The sequence below is a fragment of the Sphingomonas humi genome, from assembly GCF_039536725.1.
Classification (GTDB): domain Bacteria; phylum Pseudomonadota; class Alphaproteobacteria; order Sphingomonadales; family Sphingomonadaceae; genus Sphingomicrobium; species Sphingomicrobium humi.
In genome coordinates this window covers 1,401,092-1,417,607 of sequence record NZ_BAAAZD010000001.1, presented here as the reverse complement: position 1 = coordinate 1,417,607, position 16,516 = coordinate 1,401,092, and the positions used below count along the sequence as shown (strand labels likewise).

At 64.3% G+C, this 16,516-nt stretch carries 15 protein-coding genes; 5 read left to right on the top strand and 10 right to left on the bottom strand.

The genetic code is table 11. The annotated features are described in order from the left end of the window. Positions 1 to 501 precede the first annotated feature (501 nt). Genes ABD729_RS07080 through ABD729_RS07055 form a run of 6 tightly spaced genes read right to left on the bottom strand, consistent with a single transcriptional unit; the run spans position 502 to position 7,508 of the window. Complete coding sequence (locus ABD729_RS07080; protein WP_344709454.1) at positions 502 to 1,380, bottom strand: transglutaminase family protein; 879 nt, start codon at positions 1,378 to 1,380, stop codon at positions 502 to 504. After that, positions 1,380 to 2,321, bottom strand: a complete 942-nt coding sequence (locus ABD729_RS07075) for an alpha-E domain-containing protein (RefSeq protein ID WP_344709453.1) — start codon at positions 2,319 to 2,321, stop codon at positions 1,380 to 1,382. The genes ABD729_RS07080 and ABD729_RS07075 overlap by 1 nt, the downstream gene beginning before the upstream one ends. Next, entirely contained in the window at positions 2,299 to 3,774 is a 1,476-nt protein-coding gene (locus ABD729_RS07070; protein ID WP_344709452.1) for a circularly permuted type 2 ATP-grasp protein, read from the bottom strand. Before ABD729_RS07070 ends, ABD729_RS07075 begins: the two co-directional genes overlap by 23 nt. 2 nt (positions 3,775 to 3,776) lie before the next feature. Continuing rightward, a complete protein-coding gene (locus ABD729_RS07065) occupies positions 3,777 to 5,771 on the bottom strand; it encodes a M3 family metallopeptidase (protein ID WP_344709451.1) in 1,995 nt (664 codons plus the stop codon). Next, on the bottom strand, positions 5,764 to 6,579 hold the full coding sequence (locus tag ABD729_RS07060; RefSeq protein WP_344709450.1) for a transglutaminase-like domain-containing protein: 816 nt from the start codon (positions 6,577 to 6,579) through the stop codon (positions 5,764 to 5,766). Before ABD729_RS07060 ends, ABD729_RS07065 begins: the two co-directional genes overlap by 8 nt. Before the next feature lie 8 nt (positions 6,580 to 6,587). Next, positions 6,588 to 7,508, bottom strand: coding sequence for a transglutaminase family protein (locus ABD729_RS07055; protein WP_344709449.1), 921 nt, complete (start codon positions 7,506 to 7,508; stop codon positions 6,588 to 6,590). Positions 7,509 to 7,551: 43 nt separating this feature from the next. On the opposite strand from ABD729_RS07055, the gene ABD729_RS07050 reads away from it, so the two are divergent. Together ABD729_RS07050 and asd are read left to right on the top strand one after the other, a co-directional pair. Continuing rightward, the gene (locus tag ABD729_RS07050) at positions 7,552 to 8,310 is read left to right on the top strand and encodes an N-formylglutamate amidohydrolase (protein ID WP_344709448.1); all 759 of its coding nucleotides are present in this window, start codon (positions 7,552 to 7,554) and stop codon (positions 8,308 to 8,310) included. 79 nt (positions 8,311 to 8,389) lie between these two features. Next, on the top strand, positions 8,390 to 9,241 hold the full coding sequence (gene asd / locus ABD729_RS07045) for an archaetidylserine decarboxylase (protein WP_344709447.1): 852 nt from the start codon (positions 8,390 to 8,392) through the stop codon (positions 9,239 to 9,241). 94 nt (positions 9,242 to 9,335) lie between these two features. On the opposite strand, the gene ABD729_RS07040 is transcribed toward asd, so the two are convergent. After that, on the bottom strand, positions 9,336 to 11,195 hold the full coding sequence (locus ABD729_RS07040) for a M48 family metalloprotease (protein ID WP_344709446.1): 1,860 nt from the start codon (positions 11,193 to 11,195) through the stop codon (positions 9,336 to 9,338). Between the two features lie 49 nt (positions 11,196 to 11,244). Beyond that, positions 11,245 to 11,814 carry a LemA family protein gene (locus ABD729_RS07035; RefSeq protein ID WP_344709445.1) on the bottom strand — a complete coding sequence of 190 codons (570 nt, stop codon included), beginning with the start codon at positions 11,812 to 11,814 and terminating at the stop codon, positions 11,245 to 11,247. Positions 11,815 to 11,957: 143 nt separating this feature from the next. Between ABD729_RS07035 and ABD729_RS07030 the strand changes: the two genes are divergently transcribed. From ABD729_RS07030 to ABD729_RS07020, 3 genes are read left to right on the top strand one after another with little or no spacing between them, the layout of a single operon-like run. Next, the gene (locus tag ABD729_RS07030; RefSeq protein ID WP_344709444.1) at positions 11,958 to 12,638 is read left to right on the top strand and encodes a PspA/IM30 family protein; all 681 of its coding nucleotides are present in this window, start codon (positions 11,958 to 11,960) and stop codon (positions 12,636 to 12,638) included. Continuing rightward, positions 12,635 to 12,904: a hypothetical protein gene (locus tag ABD729_RS07025; protein WP_344709443.1), complete on the top strand. Its 270-nt coding sequence runs from the start codon at positions 12,635 to 12,637 to the stop codon at positions 12,902 to 12,904. The genes ABD729_RS07030 and ABD729_RS07025 overlap by 4 nt, the downstream gene beginning before the upstream one ends. Next, on the top strand, positions 12,901 to 13,260 hold the full coding sequence (locus ABD729_RS07020; RefSeq protein WP_344709442.1) for a hypothetical protein: 360 nt from the start codon (positions 12,901 to 12,903) through the stop codon (positions 13,258 to 13,260). Before ABD729_RS07025 ends, ABD729_RS07020 begins: the two co-directional genes overlap by 4 nt. A gap of 46 nt (positions 13,261 to 13,306) precedes the next feature. Here ABD729_RS07020 and ABD729_RS07015 read toward each other — a convergent pair whose 3' ends face one another. Next, positions 13,307 to 15,220 carry a M48 family metalloprotease gene (locus tag ABD729_RS07015; RefSeq protein WP_344709441.1) on the bottom strand — a complete coding sequence of 638 codons (1,914 nt, stop codon included), beginning with the start codon at positions 15,218 to 15,220 and terminating at the stop codon, positions 13,307 to 13,309. A gap of 381 nt (positions 15,221 to 15,601) precedes the next feature. Then, a complete protein-coding gene (locus tag ABD729_RS07010; RefSeq protein ID WP_344709440.1) occupies positions 15,602 to 16,516 on the bottom strand; it encodes an SGNH/GDSL hydrolase family protein in 915 nt (304 codons plus the stop codon).

Sequence of the window (16,516 nt, the reverse complement as noted above, 5' to 3'; positions counted from 1 at the left end):
GCCGCGGTGCCGTGACGGCTACCCCCGTGGTGCTCGCATTGGCGATCGTCAGGTTGTGAATTGAAGACCAGAATACGCTACAAATCGCGGCTTCCCGTGACTTCCAGACGAAATCCCGCTTGAAGCGGGGCCAATTCCCGCAAGGTCGGAAGCGGCTTCGGCCAACAGATTGGCGCATTTGAGCCGTTGAGCATGGAGCTCCATGCAGCCGCCATGGCTCAATTCACCGAAAATTCCCGCTAAAACGGCTCACAAGGGGAATTTACAGAGACCGGTTAGCCATGGAGTGGCTGCGTCACCATTTCCCAGATTCCTTTCGAGAATAAGGAAATGCCTGCAAGTCAGCGCTTCCTTCACCGCCCTTTGGTGAGAGATGAGGCGTAGGTTGACGCATTCCCATAGGCACGGCGCCCTGATGGAGCTTTGGCTACAAGCCCACGCGTGTGAGGCGCCGGATAGTGGCGAATAGTTGAAACCGGTCGCTCTCGCCTGAGAGCTCGATCAGCCTTGATCACCTTGCGATTGCCGCTGCCAGGAACCACCCGAGCCTTGCCGCTGCGATTGTCGGCTACGCGCCACGTTTGTCACCTGTACCTCAACGGTCATCTCCTCCTCGCCGCCACCACGGCGGGTACCCACGACGGGTGACACGTCGGCAAAATCGAGTCCGGACGCGACCCGCACGTACGCATCGTCGGCACAGATGCCATTGGTCGGATCGAACGCCACCCAGCCAAGATCATCGACATAGGCCTCGGCCCAAGCGTGGCTGGCAGGTTGGGTGCCGGCTCCGTCGCGGCGATACAGGTGGCCGGACACATAGCGGGCGGGAATGTTGCCGACGCGCGCTGCCGCGATGAAGATGTGGGCATAATCCTGGCAAACGCCGCGGCCGGCGGCGAAGGCCGTCGCCGCGTCGGTCGATATCGCCGAGCTGTCGACTTCGAACTTCATGCGCTCGGACAAGCTCGCGCTCAGGGCATGAAGGCGGTCGAGTGGGGCCGGCACCTTTGCCGCGATCGCTTGCGAGAAGTCGCGCAAGGCCTCGTCGGGAGTGGTCAATGGCGTTGGACGGAGGAACACGCCCGGCGGAAGGTCACTCGGCAGCCCGGATACGATCCCGGCGCGATCCTCGGTCACCACCTGGCCCTTGGCGGTGATGGTCAGGGTCGTGACGGGCTGGTCGACGTAGAGGGCCGTGAGGCAATTGCCGTAGCCATCGCGCGAGTCGCGCAGGCGGGCGTCGCAATCGACGTCGATCCGCCAATCGAGAACGGTTTGATTCAGGCTGCTGAGCGGGGTCAGGCGCAGCATCTGGATGGCGTCTGCAATCGGCCGGGTGAAGCGGTAGCGCGTACGATGACTGATCGTGAGGCGCATCAAGGAAACCGGAACTGGTGCGAGATGGCAGCGTCGATTTTCGCGTTCTCCTCGATCGAATCCTTAAGAAACTCGTGAAGCCCGCTGCGGAAGACATTGTCGATGTTGGTGTCGGTAAGCCGCGAGTGACGCAGGCGCGCGAGGCGGTCGGCTTCACCCTGCCGACCCGTGCGCCCACCGATCTCGGCCAGCAGATCCACGACTTCCGCGGATGAGCCGATAACCGAGCGCGGCAGTTCACTGCGGAACAACAGCAGGTCCGCGACCAGCCAGGGTTTCAGCGTGTCCTGGTATAACAAGCGGTAGGCGTTGCGCGCCGACACCGTGTGCAGGATCGCGGTCCACTGGTCGCGATCGAGCACGCCGCCGACCCTCTGTCCCTTGGGCAGGAGAAGATAATATTTGACGTCGAGCAATCGGGCACTGTTGTCGCCGCGCTCAACCGCCGAACCGAGGCGCATGAACCAGAAGCCTTCGTGGCGCAGCATGCGGACCAGCGCACCTTCGAACCCGCGGCTGTTGGCACTCAGCGAGTCGACCAGGGCCAGGGTATGCTGAACGCTACCGGGGCTGGTCCGCTCGGCGACGTCCAGCCAGACGCGATTAATCGCCTGCCACACTTCGGACGTGAGCGCGTTGCGCGCGGAACGGGCGTTATCGCGGGCCCGCGACAGGCAGGAGCGGATCGAGTTGGGGTTATCGAGATCGAGCGCGAGCGTTCGGCAAACATTGAAGGCGGTCGCGCCCGGCGCCGCTGTCTCGCCGGGGGCGGGGCCGCGACCGACGACCGCAAGCGCGCTTTCCCAAGCCGCGCTGGCAGCGTCGGCACCATAGGAGAGCGACGACAGGCGCAGGGTCGCCTCGATCAGCCGGGTGGTGAACTCGGCGCGCTCCATGTAGCGCCCGATCCAGTAAAGGTTAGCGGCTGTACGGGAGAGCATGCTGCTCCTCCTCGCCCGGTTCGCCAGGCGGGGCGATGATCAGACTGTCCTTGGTGCCTCCGCCCTGGCTCGAGTTGACGACGAGCGAACCCTTCTGGAGCGCGACGCGGGTGAGCCCGCCTGGGACGATGGTGACGCGCTCGGCGCCGCTCAGCACGAAGGGACGAAAGTCTACGTGGCGCGGTGCGACCCCGCTATCGGTCAGCGTCGGGACGGTCGACAGCGCCAGCGTGGGCTGAGCGATATATCGATGCGGCTCGGCGATCAGCGCAGCCCGGAAATCTGCGATCTCCCGCTTGGACGCGGTCGGTCCGACCAGCATTCCGTAGCCGCCCGAACCGTCGACCAGCTTCACCACCAGCTGCTCGAGATTATCGAGGGTATAGCGAAGCCCCTCCGGTTCACGGCAGCGGAAGGTCTCGACGTTGGGAATGCGCGCTTCTTCGCCCATGTAATAGCGGACGATTTCCGGCATGAAGCTGTAGACCGCCTTGTCGTCGGCAATGCCGGTGCCGGGCGCGTTGACGATGGTTACGTTCCCCGCGCGATATGCCGCCATCAGCCCGGGGACGCCAAGCCCGCTCTCCGGCTTGAACACCAGTGGATCAAGATAAGCATCGTCGATCCGGCGATAGATGACATCGACCCGCACGCGCCCTTCGATGGTGCGCATGTAGACGATGTCGTCCACCACTTCGAGATCGCGCCCTTCGACCAGTTCGATCCCCATGCTGTCGGCGAGGAAGCTGTGCTCATAGAAGGCGCTGTTATAGTGTCCTGGTGTCAGCAGCACGCACACGGGGGTCTGAGCGCCACGTGGGGCGACCGAATAGAGCATGTCGCGCAGCAGGTCGGGATAGGTGTCGATCGGCTGCACCGCGAGTTGCGCGAACAATTCGGGGCAGAGCCGCAGCATCGCCTCGCGATTTTCCAGCATGTAGGACACGCCCGACGGGGTGCGCGCATTATCTTCCAGGACGAAGAAGTCGTCGGCGCCGGTGCGGACAATGTCGATGCCGCAGATGTGGGTGTAGATGCCATGCGGCGGAGCGGCGCCGTTGGCAGGAATGCAAAATTGCGGATTGCCGAGGATGACGTCTTCGGGGACGACCTTGTCCCTGAGGATATGCCGCGGCCCGTAAACGTCGGCGACGAAGGAATTGAGCGCGCGTACCCGTTGCTCGAGCCCGAGCGACAGGTTGGACCATTCGGCGGCGGTGAACAGCCGGGGGATGATGTCGAACGGGATGATCCGTTCGCCCGCCTGCTCGTCGCCATACACGCTGAAGGTGATACCGAGGCTGCGGAAGGCAGCTTCGGCCATGGCCTGGCGGCGCGAAAGTTCGTTGACTGGAGTTTGGCGGAGCCAGTCGCCCAATTGCTCGAACCCCGGGCGTGAGGCGTCGCCTGACCCCTGCCCCCAAAGTTCGTCAAAAGCCTTGCGCACGGCCATGGTCAGGTCAGGCAGCGAGCACGAAGGAGCGCGCTTTCGTCCGGCTCACGGCCGCGAAACGCGACGAACGATTGCATCGGGTCGCGCGCGTCGCCCTGCGCCAGCACCTCGCGCCGGAGCCGATCGGCAAGTTCGGGATCGAACAGGTTGCCGGTAGCGGTGAACGCTTCGAAGACATCGGCATCAAGCACCTCGGCCCACATGTAGCTGTAGTAGGCGCTGGCGTAGCCGCCGTCGAAGACATGGGTAAAGTAGGCGAGCCGGTGGCGCATGCCGATGGCCTCGGGCACCTGAAGCGCGGCCAGCATGTCGTCTTCGAACGCGGCGATGTCGATTGGCGGCGGATCGGCTTGGTGAAGTTTCAGGTCGACGATCGCAGAGGCAAGAAATTCGACCGTCGCGAACCCCTGCCCGAAGGTTTCCGCCCGAGCCACGGCCTCTGCCAGTTCGGCCGGGATACCGAATGCCTGCAAGGCCTCGGGGGAGGCAACCCAATGCTCCATCAGCTTGCTCGGGAATTCGACGAAGTCGCGGGCGACGGCCGTCCCGGCAAGGCTGGGAAAGGTGACGTCCGACAGCAAGGCGTGAAGCGCGTGGCCGAATTCGTGAAACAGGGTGCGAGCTTCGTCCAGCGACAGCAGCGCGTCGTCTTCGCGCTCGGCGCGGGTGAAGTTCGCGACGGTGTAGACGATCGGGCGCACGGGAGCGTCGATCCTTTCCTGCACGCGCAGGCTCCCCATCCAGGCCCCGCCATGCTTCTCGGGACGGGCGAGATAATCGGTGAACAGCAGTCCGACCGGCGTGCCATCCTCATTGTCGACCGCCCAGGCGGTGACGTCGGGATGATAGACGGAAACATCGGGCTGGCGGGTGAAGCGCAGGCCGTAAAGGCGTTCGGCGGCAGCGAAGGCAGCAGCGCGGACCTTGCCGAGCGACAGGTGCGAGCGGATGGCGCCGGCGTCATAGGCATAACGCTCGCGCCGCACGCGATCGGAAAAATAGCGCCAGTCCCATGCCGCCAAGGTAAACTCGCCGCCGTCCCGATCGACGATCTGCTGCAGCGCCGCGGCTTCCCGTTGGGCTTGGAGCAGGCTCGGTCGCCAGACCCGGTCCATCAGCCCGGCCGCCGCCACCGGCGTCTTCGCCATCGAGTCCACGAGCGCGAATTCGGCGTAGGAGCCATAACCAAGCAGTTGCGCCTTCTCATCACGGAGCGCGACGATCTCGGCGATGAGCGGGTAATTGTCGTGAGGCCCCGACTGGCAGCGGCCGGTAAAGGCACGCCACACCCGCTCACGCACTGCTCGCACGTCGGCGAAGGTGAGCAGCCCCTCGTACGTGCCGCGATCGAGGCCGAACACGAGCTGACCTTTGAGGCCCCTGCTGGCAGCGGCGGCAAGGGCCATGGCGCGCAGGTCGCCGGGAATGCCCGCAGCCTCGTCTTCGGCGACGACGACCTCGGTCGCGTTGGTCGCGGCGAGAACATTCTGGCCGAATTTCACCCCGAGGGTGCCAAGCCGCTCGTTGATCTGGGCCAGCCGGCGCTTGGCCGCCGCATCGAGCGCAGCGCCACCGGCGACGAACCCCTTGTAGCTGTTGTCGACCAGCCGCGCCTGCTCGGGAGCGAGGCGATCACGGTTCTTCCAGACCTCGGCGACGCGGGTGAAGAGGGCGGGATCATGGCTGACCTCGGTCCCCCACGCGGTCAATCGCGCCGCCACCTCGGGCTCGATTGCGTGAATGCCTGCGTCTGCGTGCGCCGAGGACAGCATCCAGAAAATACGCCGCACGCGCGCCAGGACGGCGCCCGAACGCTCCAGGGCAGCGACCGTGTTGTCGAAGTCGGGCGCCGCTGGATTGGCGGTGATCGCCGCAAGCTCGGCGCGGCTGAGTGCAATGGCTTCATCGATCGCGGGCAGGAAATCCTCGGCGCGTACCGCCGCGAAATCGGGCGACTGTGCCGGTCCGGCCCACTCTTCCAGCAACGGGTTAGTCAATGCTGTCGACCTCGTCGGTGTGGACGTCGAACCCGGTCAGGATCGCCGAGCCGAAAGCGGTCGTCAGCGCGCAGTCGGTGGCGTCGCGCCCGCGGGCCATCAGGATCCGGCCGATCCGCGGGAAATTGTGCCGGGCATCGACCGTATGCCATTCGCCGCCGAGATAGGCTTCGAACCATGCGGAAAAGTCCATCGGGGCGTCGGCCTTAGGTACACCGATCTCACCAAGGAAGCCCGTGCAGTAGCGCGCCGGAATGTTCATGCAGCGGCACAGCGCAATCGCGAGGTGGGCATAATCGCGGCACACGCCACGCCGCTCCTGATGCGCTTCCCACGCGGTCTTGGTCGACCTAGCGTGCTGGTAGCCGAACTCGATCTGCTGGTGGGTGAAGTCGAGGATCGCCTGAAGCCGGTTCCAGCCCGGTTGGACGTGCCCGAACAATCCCCAGGCGGTGTCCGACAGGCGGTCGGTCTCGCAATAACGGCTGCCGAGCAGATAGACGAGAACATCGTCCGGAAGCTCTTCCACCGGATGCTGGATCGCATTGGGCGTGACCCGGTCGGGCTCGCCGCTGTCCTCGATCACAAACGTATTGGACAGCAAGGTCTCGCCTTCGGGCAGGACGAAGCGGGTCGCCACGTTGCCGAAGCCGTCCTTGTAATCGTGCATCGGGATCGCGGGGTCGCTCACCAGCCGGGGCTGGGTCTTGAGGTCCTGGTGGCGCGATTCATGGACCCCGAGAAGCGCCATCATCGGCGTCGGCTGGCGGCAGGTGAAACGGATATCGTAGCCGGCGCGGATCAACATCGTGGTTCTTACTTTCTCGAAACAGCGGCGGGGACCGCCGGGATAACAGGCTCGACTAGCTCATCGAGCGTGACGTCGACGGTGACTTCCATGCCGAGGTCGCTGGCCGGAAAGCCGCTCCACGTTCCGGAAATGGGAATGGCCTGGGCGGGATCGCGCGCGACGGCGACCCGGATCAAGCCCGAATTCCCGACGATCCCGTTGGTCGGATCGAACTCGACCCAGCCGGAACCGGGCAGGAAAATCCGCACCCACGCATGTGTACTGCCACCCCCAATGCGACCCGAAGTTCCTTTGGGATTATACAGATAGCCGGAGACGAAGTGGGCGGCGAGTCCCAGCGCGCGGCACGCTTCGATCATCAGCACCGCAAAATCGCGGCAGGTGCCCTGGCGCTTGTGCAGCGTCTCGATCGGCGACTGGGTGCCTTTCTCGGCGCGCGACAGATAGGTGAAGTCGCGGCGGATCGCGTTGGTCATCGCGGTGAGCATGGCCAACGTGTCGGTCTCGGCGCTCTTCTTGACGAAGCCGCGCGCCCAATGGTCGAGGATTCGCTCGGGGTCATGATGCTGCCGCTCCATCGAACGCAGCAGGTCGGGCAGTTCGTCGGGCGAGTAGCCGAAAGGGTAGCGCCGGGCGTAGGGCTCGATCTCGACCTCGCCGCGCAGCAGCGGGGAGTGCTTGAGGCGGATCCAGCTGTCGATCCGCAGCTCCTTCGCCCGCCGGTTGAAGGTCGCAAGCGCGAGCGAATTGCCGAACACATCCTGCGTCCAGCGCAATTCGGCAGGCTCGGGCGTGATATCCAGCCGCGCTTCCAGGAGATGCTGGTCATAGCTTTCGCGCGGACGCACGAATATGCGATGCTCGCCGAACGCCACGGGCTGCCGGTAGGTGTAACGCGTCACATGAGAAATGGTCAGGATCGTCATGCAAAATGGGCCCACCGTGGCAGCGTCACCCGTTTCTCCTATCTTGGCTGCCGATGAGCCGCCACCCGTCAATGTGCTGAACCCCGCGGCGCCTTCGCCGTTCCTGCTGCTGGGCGACCATGCCGGAAACCGCATCCCGCGGGGAATGGACGACCTCGGCCTCGACGAGGCGGAGCGGACCCGGCACATCGCGTGGGACATCGGCATCGCCGCCCTCGGCGCCGCGCTCGCCGAGCGGCTCGATGCCACCTTCATCCACCAGACCTATTCGCGGCTGGTGATCGACTGCAACCGTCGTCCCGGCGCCCCCGATTCCATCCCGCCGGTCAGCGACGGCACCGCCATCGCCGCCAATGCCGAGCTCGATCCGGCCAATGCCGCGGCGCGCGCCGAGGCCATCCAGGCGCCCTATCAGGCGGCGATCGGCAGCGATATCGAGCGCCGGCTCACGGCAGGTCAGGAAACAATCCTCATCTCCCTGCACAGCTTCACTCCCTCCATGCGCGGCATCGACCGGCCATGGCAGGTCGGCATCCTCCACGATAAGGGAGACAGCCGGTTCGCGCGGGCCATGCTCTCCTTTTTCGCACAAGATCCTGAGCTGCACGCGGGCGACAACCAGCCCTACTCGATGGACGTCATCGACTTCACCATCCCCTTTCACGCCTACGATCGCCGGCTGCCCTACGCCGAGATCGAAGTTCGCCAGGACCTGCTTGCCGACGAGCTCGGCATTGCCGACTGGTGCGACCGCATCGAGCAGGCGCTGAACTACGCTCGGCGAGAGTTCACTCGGCTTTGACCTCGCGCTCGGAACGCACGATCAGGTCCGTGCGCTTCGCGGCACAAGCCCAACATCATGCTCAAGAGCGAGACTGCGATTGTCTGACCGCCTGAAGGTGCTGCTTCAACATCTGCTGCCCAAGCAGGGCCTTACGTCCCTGGCGGGGCGCGTGGCCGGCGCGCGGGGCGGTCCGATCACGCCCCGTCTGATCCGCTGGTTCGTGAGCAAATATGGGGTGGACATGAGCGAGGCCGAGAATCCGGACCTCGGCAGCTATCAAAGCTTCAACGAGTTTTTCACGCGCCCGCTGAAGGCCGGGGCTCGACCGCTGGCCTCGGCCGACTTCATCTGCCCCGTGGACGGTGCCATCAGCCAGTTCGGCGCGATCGACGACCATCAGATCGTGCAGGCCAAGGGTCATCGCTTCACGACCACCGAATTGATTGGCGGCGACAAGGACTTGGCGGCCCAGTTTCGCCACGGCAGCTTTGCCAATCTCTACCTGTCGCCCAAGGACTACCATCGCCTGCACATGCCATGCGATGGCCGCCTGACGCGCATGATCTACCTGCCGGGGACCCTCTTCTCGGTGAACCCGGTGACCGCGCGCGGCGTACCCAACCTGTTTGCTCGAAACGAGCGTGTGGTCTGCGCCTTTGAATCGCCTGAGCACGGGCCGTTCGTCATGGTTCTGGTCGGGGCCACCATCGTCGGCAGCATCGCCACGGTCTGGCACGGCGTCGTCAATCCCAGGCGCACGGGCCGTATTTCGCAATGGGAATATGCCGACCAGGATATCGCTCTCGCGAAAGGCGAGGAAATGGGTCGCTTCCTCCTCGGCTCCACGGTCGTTCTGCTGTTCAGGAAGGACGCGATCACGTTCAACCCCAGTTGGGCACCGGAACGCCCTGTCCGCCTCGGCGAGGCGATGGGCGACCGCCCGAGCTGAAGACATCGAAACGCATCCGCGGCATCGCGGAGCATGTCGGAAGACTTTCTTGAGGCTGCTTTGCCAATCGAACAGATGTGACCGTTTCAGCGCCCTAAAGCGCAATAAACGTCCCCTGCTTCTTCTGGAAATCGCAGGGTGAGGCATCGGGCATGGCGGCCAAGAGGCGCACATCGCGGGGATGTGAGGACGTCCGCTCGAAATGAGATGCGAAGTTGGGCTTTCTCAAAGCGATACGAAAGGCCGACAAGGCCCGCTGATGGCGCGGGGTGGAAAGGGCGTCGTGCAACGTGTCGAGCCCTTGCTGGCCGAACCAATAGGCAGCCGCATCAGCCATCAGCAGGCGCATGTCCATATAATCGATGAGGCCGTCAGCATTTGTCTCGCCAGCGACCGGCGGCACCTCCACCCCTTCGATCGGCTGCTCCGCCCAACGACGGTAATAGCCAAGGTCGGTAGAGGATTCGCCGCCCGAGGAGAGCCGTTGGTCCCATGGTTTGAGCGTGAAGGGGAAACACCGGTTCGCACGGTAGGCGGCATCGCGCTGCGCTTTTTGCTGTTCCTCCTGGCGTTGACGGCTGGCGATGTTGGCGGCCAGCGCTGCCCTCGCCATGTCCGCCTCTTTCTGGGCAAACTCCTCGCTGCATTCGGCCGGTATCGCGCCTCCGCCAACAATCTTCTCGGCCCCGTGCAACTGGCATCTCGCCCCCAGCCAGGCGGCGTTCGCCATCTCCCGCGTTTCCTGGAAGCCAAGCGCTTGGCCGGTCATGTACCAACTGCCGCCCCATAGCGCCGCCGCGCCCGTCACGCAGACGAGTAACGCTCGCCGGGCGCGCCGACTCAATCCGAAGAGATCAAGTTCCGGATCGCGAGTTTGACGGAAGATCTGCCAAAAGCTCGGCCGCGACGCACTGGTGATCTCGGATAGAAGATCCTTGTCATTCGCACGGCGAAGGTCATCACGCTCGCGCTGCTCGGAGGGCCGGGTGTCGCGGCGTGACGGAGCATAGGCCATCGCCGGCCCGGTGGTCTGGATCAGGGCAGCAATCCGGTGAGCGATGCTGGGGTGGGTCGCATTCGGTCCACTTACGGCACCGGAAATCAGCATGGCATCGTGGCTCTCGGCCATGTCGGCAATGCGGTCATGACCGTCGATCTTCCTCAGGGCAGAAGTGAGCGCGGCCGGATTCTGGGTCAGTCGAACGGCCTCGGCATCGGCGATGAACTCGCGCGCGCTGCCAATTGCTGCGCGGGAGAAGTAGCCGATACGAAAGGCCAGCTGGCTGAAAAAGGTCATCAGCAGCACGACCGGGATGAACATCGGCAGCAGAACCAGCCCGGTAATGGAGCGACCCTCTTCGAGCTTGCGGCCGTTCCAACCCCGCTGATGCAGCCATTGCAGATTGCCGATGAAGGCATTGGCCGCCGCCATGAGCCGCGTGTCGCGGCACCTGATGTGGATCAGCTCGTGCGCCAGCACCGCCTCGAGCTCTTCGTCGTCCAGGCCCTCGATCAGCCCGCGCGTGACCACCACGACCATGTGGTCGTCGCGCACGCCCACCGCGAAAGCGTTGAGGGCCGGGCTCTCGATGACGCCGAGAAACGGCCGCCTGACGCCGGCCGCAAGGATCAACGGCTCGATCAGCCGAACCAGGCGCGGCTCATCGGTGCCATCGACGTATCGAAAGCCCGTCTCCCGGTGAACGGCGCTCACGTGCCACCAGTAGCGGAGGCCGAAAAGGACGGCGCCGGTTGCCGAAACCGGCAAGAAGTAGCGTGCCAGGTAGCTGGCTCTGCCCAGCAGCGGCAAATGCGCGGCATCGATCACGATCAACAGCGGCGTAAGCAGCGCCGCCGACATCAGGTGGAAAGCTAGCAGGAAGCCGGCAAACAGCTTGAGCGAGCGCCAGTGGTTGGAACGAACATGCTCATAAAGCCCGACAGGGCTGGCCATCGCCCGTACCGAAGACATCCGATTCATGGCCGCCCGAATTCCGGACTGGTCAGAAGTTTGCCGCGACGGGTTCGTCGATGAGGACTCGTTCAATGCCGAGGTCAAAGGGCCGGCGGGTGCTCAGCCGGCGCCGCTGGGCGATCTGGCTACCCGGGAATTGCCGGATCGAGGTGTTATACTCCTCCACCGCCAGATTGTAGAAGCGGCGCGAGGCTGTGACGCGGTTCTCGGTGTCGGCAAGCTGGGCGGCCAGGTCTCGGAAGTGACCGCTGGCCTTCAGTTCGGGATAGGCCTCCGCGACACTCAGCATCGTGTTGATCGACTGGCCCAGCTGTTGCTCAGCCTCCAGTCTCATCGCTGGTGAAGAAGCCTTGAGCGCCGCTGCTCGGGCCTGGGTGACCTTGTCGATTGCGTCTGTCTCGTGCCGGGCGAAGCCGCGAACCGTTTCAATGAGGTTGGGTAGGAGGTTGTGACGGTGCTTCAGATGCACGTCGATGTCGGCGAAGGCCGTGTCGCAACGGCTGTCGAGCGCCATAATCCGATTGTAGCTCGACCAGGTCAGCCAGATCGGCCCGACCACCACCAGCAACAACGCCACCAGCAAGATGGTGATCAGCATCGTCATCCCCCACGCACTCCAATCCTGTTCGTCACAAGCTGATGAGCGCAAGAGGTTGCGAATTGGCAAACGCCTTCGACTTAAGAACTTCTTAGCGCTTGCTGACCATGTTGGTGGCCTTGTCTTGCATGGGGCTAGTTGAGATGGCTGAATCCGTTTTCGCTCGAGTACGCCGGTTGCTTTCCGCACGGATCGAGGACACCGTCGATCAGATGGAGACCAATGGCGGCGACACCGTCATGCGCGAGGCCATCCGCGAGGTCGATCGAGCCATCGACGAGGTTCGTGGCCAGCGCGAAGCCTCGATGGCGCGACGCCTGCAGGCAGCCAAGCAGCAGGCCATGGTCGAAAAGCGCATTGCCGAACTGGGCGAAAAGGCGCGCTTCGCCATTGCCGAAGGCCGCGAAGACCTGGCCGAGGCCGCGCTGACCCGCCAGGTCGACTTCGAGACCGAGATCGGCAAGCTGGTCGCGGTTCAGCAGTCCACCACCACCGAGGAAGCAAAGCTGGAAGACAGCCTCGCCTCCCTGCGCTCGCGCAAGAGCCAGATGGAGGACGCGCTGCGTGCCTACACCGAGGCGCAGGCCGAAGCTGGCCTCGGCGGTGACAAGGGCTTCGAGCTGCAGCGCACCACCGAGCGCAAGGTAGAGCAGGCCGAGGCCGCGTTCGACCGCGCCATGGGCGGCGCCGGCGGCGTCAACTTCACCCGCGCCGACGCGAAGACCATCAACGCTGTCGCCGAACTCGACAGCATGCAGAAGTCAGCCAGCGTCAAGGATCGCCTCGCCGCGCTCAAGGCCGAAGCAGCCGGCAAGGCGGCGTGAGCCAGATCCGCAAGCCCACGTCGGCGGAGCGGGCCAGTCAACTCCGCCGCGTGGCCGATGCGACGATCGATACGGCCCAGGATCTGAAAGCGGGCGCGCAGGCCACCGCCAGGAAAGCCCAACGCGTCTTTGCGATGTTCATGCTCGGCATGTTCACCTTTGGCGCTCTGTCGGCCAGCAGTTTTGGCGCAACCCTCCTCGGCCTGCTGCTGCTCAGCCCCTTCTACTATCTCGCTTACCGCGGTTGGCGCAGGATGACCGCGTGAACCGCGCCTTTGGCAGGGCAACTCCTTCTGCGCTGCAAGCTGAGCCGAGGTTGATTACCAAGCCAGGCGCTTCGCCGCAGGACTCCGGCGCACGCAAGGCGGCGGGGCTGGTCATGCTGGCTACTGGAGCGACGGGACGCGGCTTGCGCTGGCTCGTGCTCGGAAGCCTCAAGCTTGTGCTCCTCTTTATCCTGTCGATCATGTTGTTCGGCTGGATGACAGGCTTTCTCTACCAGCTGCTCGAGACCGACAAGCCGATGGCCGCCATCAACGGTCTGCCAGTCGTCGCCGTCCTTGCTTTCCTGCTCTACCTCTTCCGTCCGAATTTTCTCCGTCGCGGCAAGACCAGGGCTTGATGGAAGTCGGGCGGCGTGGCCTGACTTCAGACACCAAGAGCAGGGTTCACGCCCCCTCTTTCAGCCTTCGGAAAGGCGCACCCTTGGTGATCAGGTCACAGGGCACGGCATCGGGCATTTCCGCCAGGATGCGGGCACTTTGCCCCATGCTGCCCTTGCTCTCGACGTAGGCGAGGAAAGCCGGCACGTTCAGCTTCTCGCGGAACAGCGCCACAGCGCGCTGGTGACGCGGATCCTCGTAGATCGCGAGGTAGGCCTTGTAGCCGTCCTCCCCAAGGAAATAGCGCGCCCGCTCCGCCCAGATCACTCGCGTTTCCATGTAGTCGAACAGCGCATCGGCATAGCTCTTGCCCGGTGCGAGTGGCGTCTCGATCCCGGGGATGGGATCCGCGGCATTCTCCTTGTACCAGCTCACGTCCCAGGTGCTGCGCTGCGAATAGTCGCGACTGCCGTCAGGGGTGCGATCCCAGCTGTAGTTAGACGTGTTGTAACAGCGATTCTCGCGGGAGAAGCGCCATTCTTCCTGGAAAGCAGCCTGCGCCTTCTCCGCCCGGGTCGTGTAGGCAAATCCAAGGCGGGCTGCCTCTTCCTTGATCTTCTTGTCGAGGTTTTCCTCGCTGCACTCCGCCGGGACGGTAGTCAGTTCAAGGATCATGCCGAGCACATGCGCCTGGCACGTCGTCTGGATGCGTACCGATTCCCCGGCCACCCGCAGGTATCGGAAGTCCACTTCTCTGCCCGTAAGCATGTAAACGCCGCCCCACAGCCCCACGAACCCAGCTGCGCCCAGCGACATGATCTTGGCCCCTTGCGGTCGGAGGCCGAAGATGTTGCGTTGCGGGTCTCGCGTCAGGCGAAAGAGGCCAGCCAGGCTCGGCCTTTGCGCGGCCCGCACGTCTTCGATCAACGACGCCCCAAGCGCCTGACCGAAGCCTGACTGCCTCCGCTGCTGGGGCGTCCGTGTGTCGCGGCGTATCGGCGCATAGCTCATCGCCGGGCCGGTGGTCTGGATGAGGGCGGCAATCCGCTGCGCCATGCTCGGGTGGGTCGCCGCCGGACCTTCCACCGAGCCGGCGATCAGCATCGCGTCATGGCTATCGGCCAGACCTGCAATGCGGTCATGTCCGCTCACCTTGCGCAGCGCGGAGGCGAGCGCGGCCGGGTTCTGCGTCAGCCGCACCGCTTCCGCGTCGGCGATGAATTCGCGCGCGCTGCCGATCGCTGCCCGGCTGAAGTAGCCGATGCGATGGGCCAACTGCCCAAGGAAACCGGTGAAGAGCAGCAACGGTAGCAGCCCGGGCAGAAGAGCCAGGCCGATGACCGCCGACGGCTCCTCGATCTTCTCCTCCTTCATCGAATGCCGTCGCAAACGCGACAGATTGCCGAGGAACGCATTGGCGGCCGCCATCAAGCGCGTGTCGCGGTTCCTGATGTGCATCAGCTCATGGGCCAGCACCGCTTCGAGCTCTTCATCGTCCAGGCCATCGATCAGCCCACGCGTGACCACCACCACCATGTGCTTTTCGCGCACGCCGATGGCAAAGGCGTTCAGCGCCGGATCTTGGATGACGCCTAGGAAAGGAGCTCTCACTCCCGCGGCAATGATGAGCGGGTCGATCAGCCGCACCAGCCGCGGCTCGTCCGTCGCGTCGACGTAGTGGAAGCCGGTGTCCTTGCGGACCGCCGACACGTGCCACCAGTAACGTACTCCAAAAATCAAGGCGCCGAACAGGGCCAGCGGCAGCAGGTAGCGCCCGATATAGCCGACGAAACCGCTGATTGGCGCATGGCTTTGGTCAAACACCTCCAGCGGAACGACCAGCACTGCCATGCTCATGACCTGTACGGCGATGAGAAACCCGCCAAAGAGCAGCAAGGAGCGCGCATGATTGGAGCGGACATGGGCGTAGAGCCCGACTGGAGCCGACATCGCTCGTGCCGGCATGCTCATCAGGTTCATCGGGTTACGCTCCAGGCAAACTGACAGCTGCTTTGGTGCCAGCGCGTGCGGACGCATCGGTGCGACGCAGGCTTAAAGGGCCGCGCAAAAGGCACTTGTGTCGCGGCCGGTGCGGCAAGCGCCGCCGACTGATCGAGATTTCCCAGGTCAGGGAACCAACGATTGTACTCTACCACCCAAGCCGCCCCCTCACGTTGAGGATAGAAGGCGGTGATTACCTTTTTGCGAACGCTTGCTTTGCTTGCGGCGATCCGGACGCTGGTCGACGTCGAATTTGACTGAGCCGCACCCGGCATCTCTGCCACTTCGCTCTAAGTCTTGAAGAGGTAAGTGCTGCCCAACGCGGCGGCGACCAACCTCACGTCGCAGCGCGTGTCCCGCCTATCTCGGCGGCGAGGAGACCATGCACCTGCCCCCGCGGCGGCTTGCAAGTTCGTCCCGCGCCACCTTCTGCAGTGCAACCGCCTGCTCATCGCTGAGGCCAAGCTCGTCGGCGGCCCGCTCGTCCTTGCCGAGGCTGGTCGGATCGAGCCCGCTGATCGCCCCGAAGACGACCAGCGCTTCGAGATAATAGCCGGCGACGCTGCCATGATAATGGTCGTACGCCCACAGCCCCATCGTCCCGAACCCGATCCCGTCATAAGGGTTCGGATCGGCAATCCTGGCGTCGAAGGCGCGGGTCCAGGCAGTCCCGACCGGAAGCACCCGCTGCACCGCACCCACTTCGCGACACACCGCTTCGCTGGCCTTCTGAAGGTCGCCCGCCATGGCCGCGATGTTGGTCCCCGACCAGCGCGAACCGGGCTTGTAGACAAGGTCCGCACGGCTCCACGTCGACATGAGGTTGATCCGGACCCGCGGGTTGCGGCGCTGGAACAGGTCGGCAAGCCGCTTCGTATCACGCGCCGTCGCCGCAGGATTACCGGGCTTCTCGCGATTAAGCGTGCTGAATTCCTGCAGCACCACCTCGTCCCAGGGCTTGTCGAACAGCGCGCGCCGCTCATCAAAGTGGAAGCCCAGCGACTTCCCGCCCTGCGTCTCGAGGCTGACCGCGTAATTGAGCCCAGCTTGCTCGGTGAAGGCCTTGAACAGGGCCGGGACCCCGCCATAGCCCGCACCATTGAGGTCGGTCACCGACCCTGCACGCCAGTTGCGCACTGCCGAATGCGCCCCTTGCGTGAAGCTGTTGCCGACGAACAGGATCGTCCGGGCCGGCGCGGCTGCCTGTTGTGTCGCCGCCGGCGCCGCGCTCGCCAGCAAGAGGGCGCCAAAGGTCGCAGCAAGGCCCAATTTCAT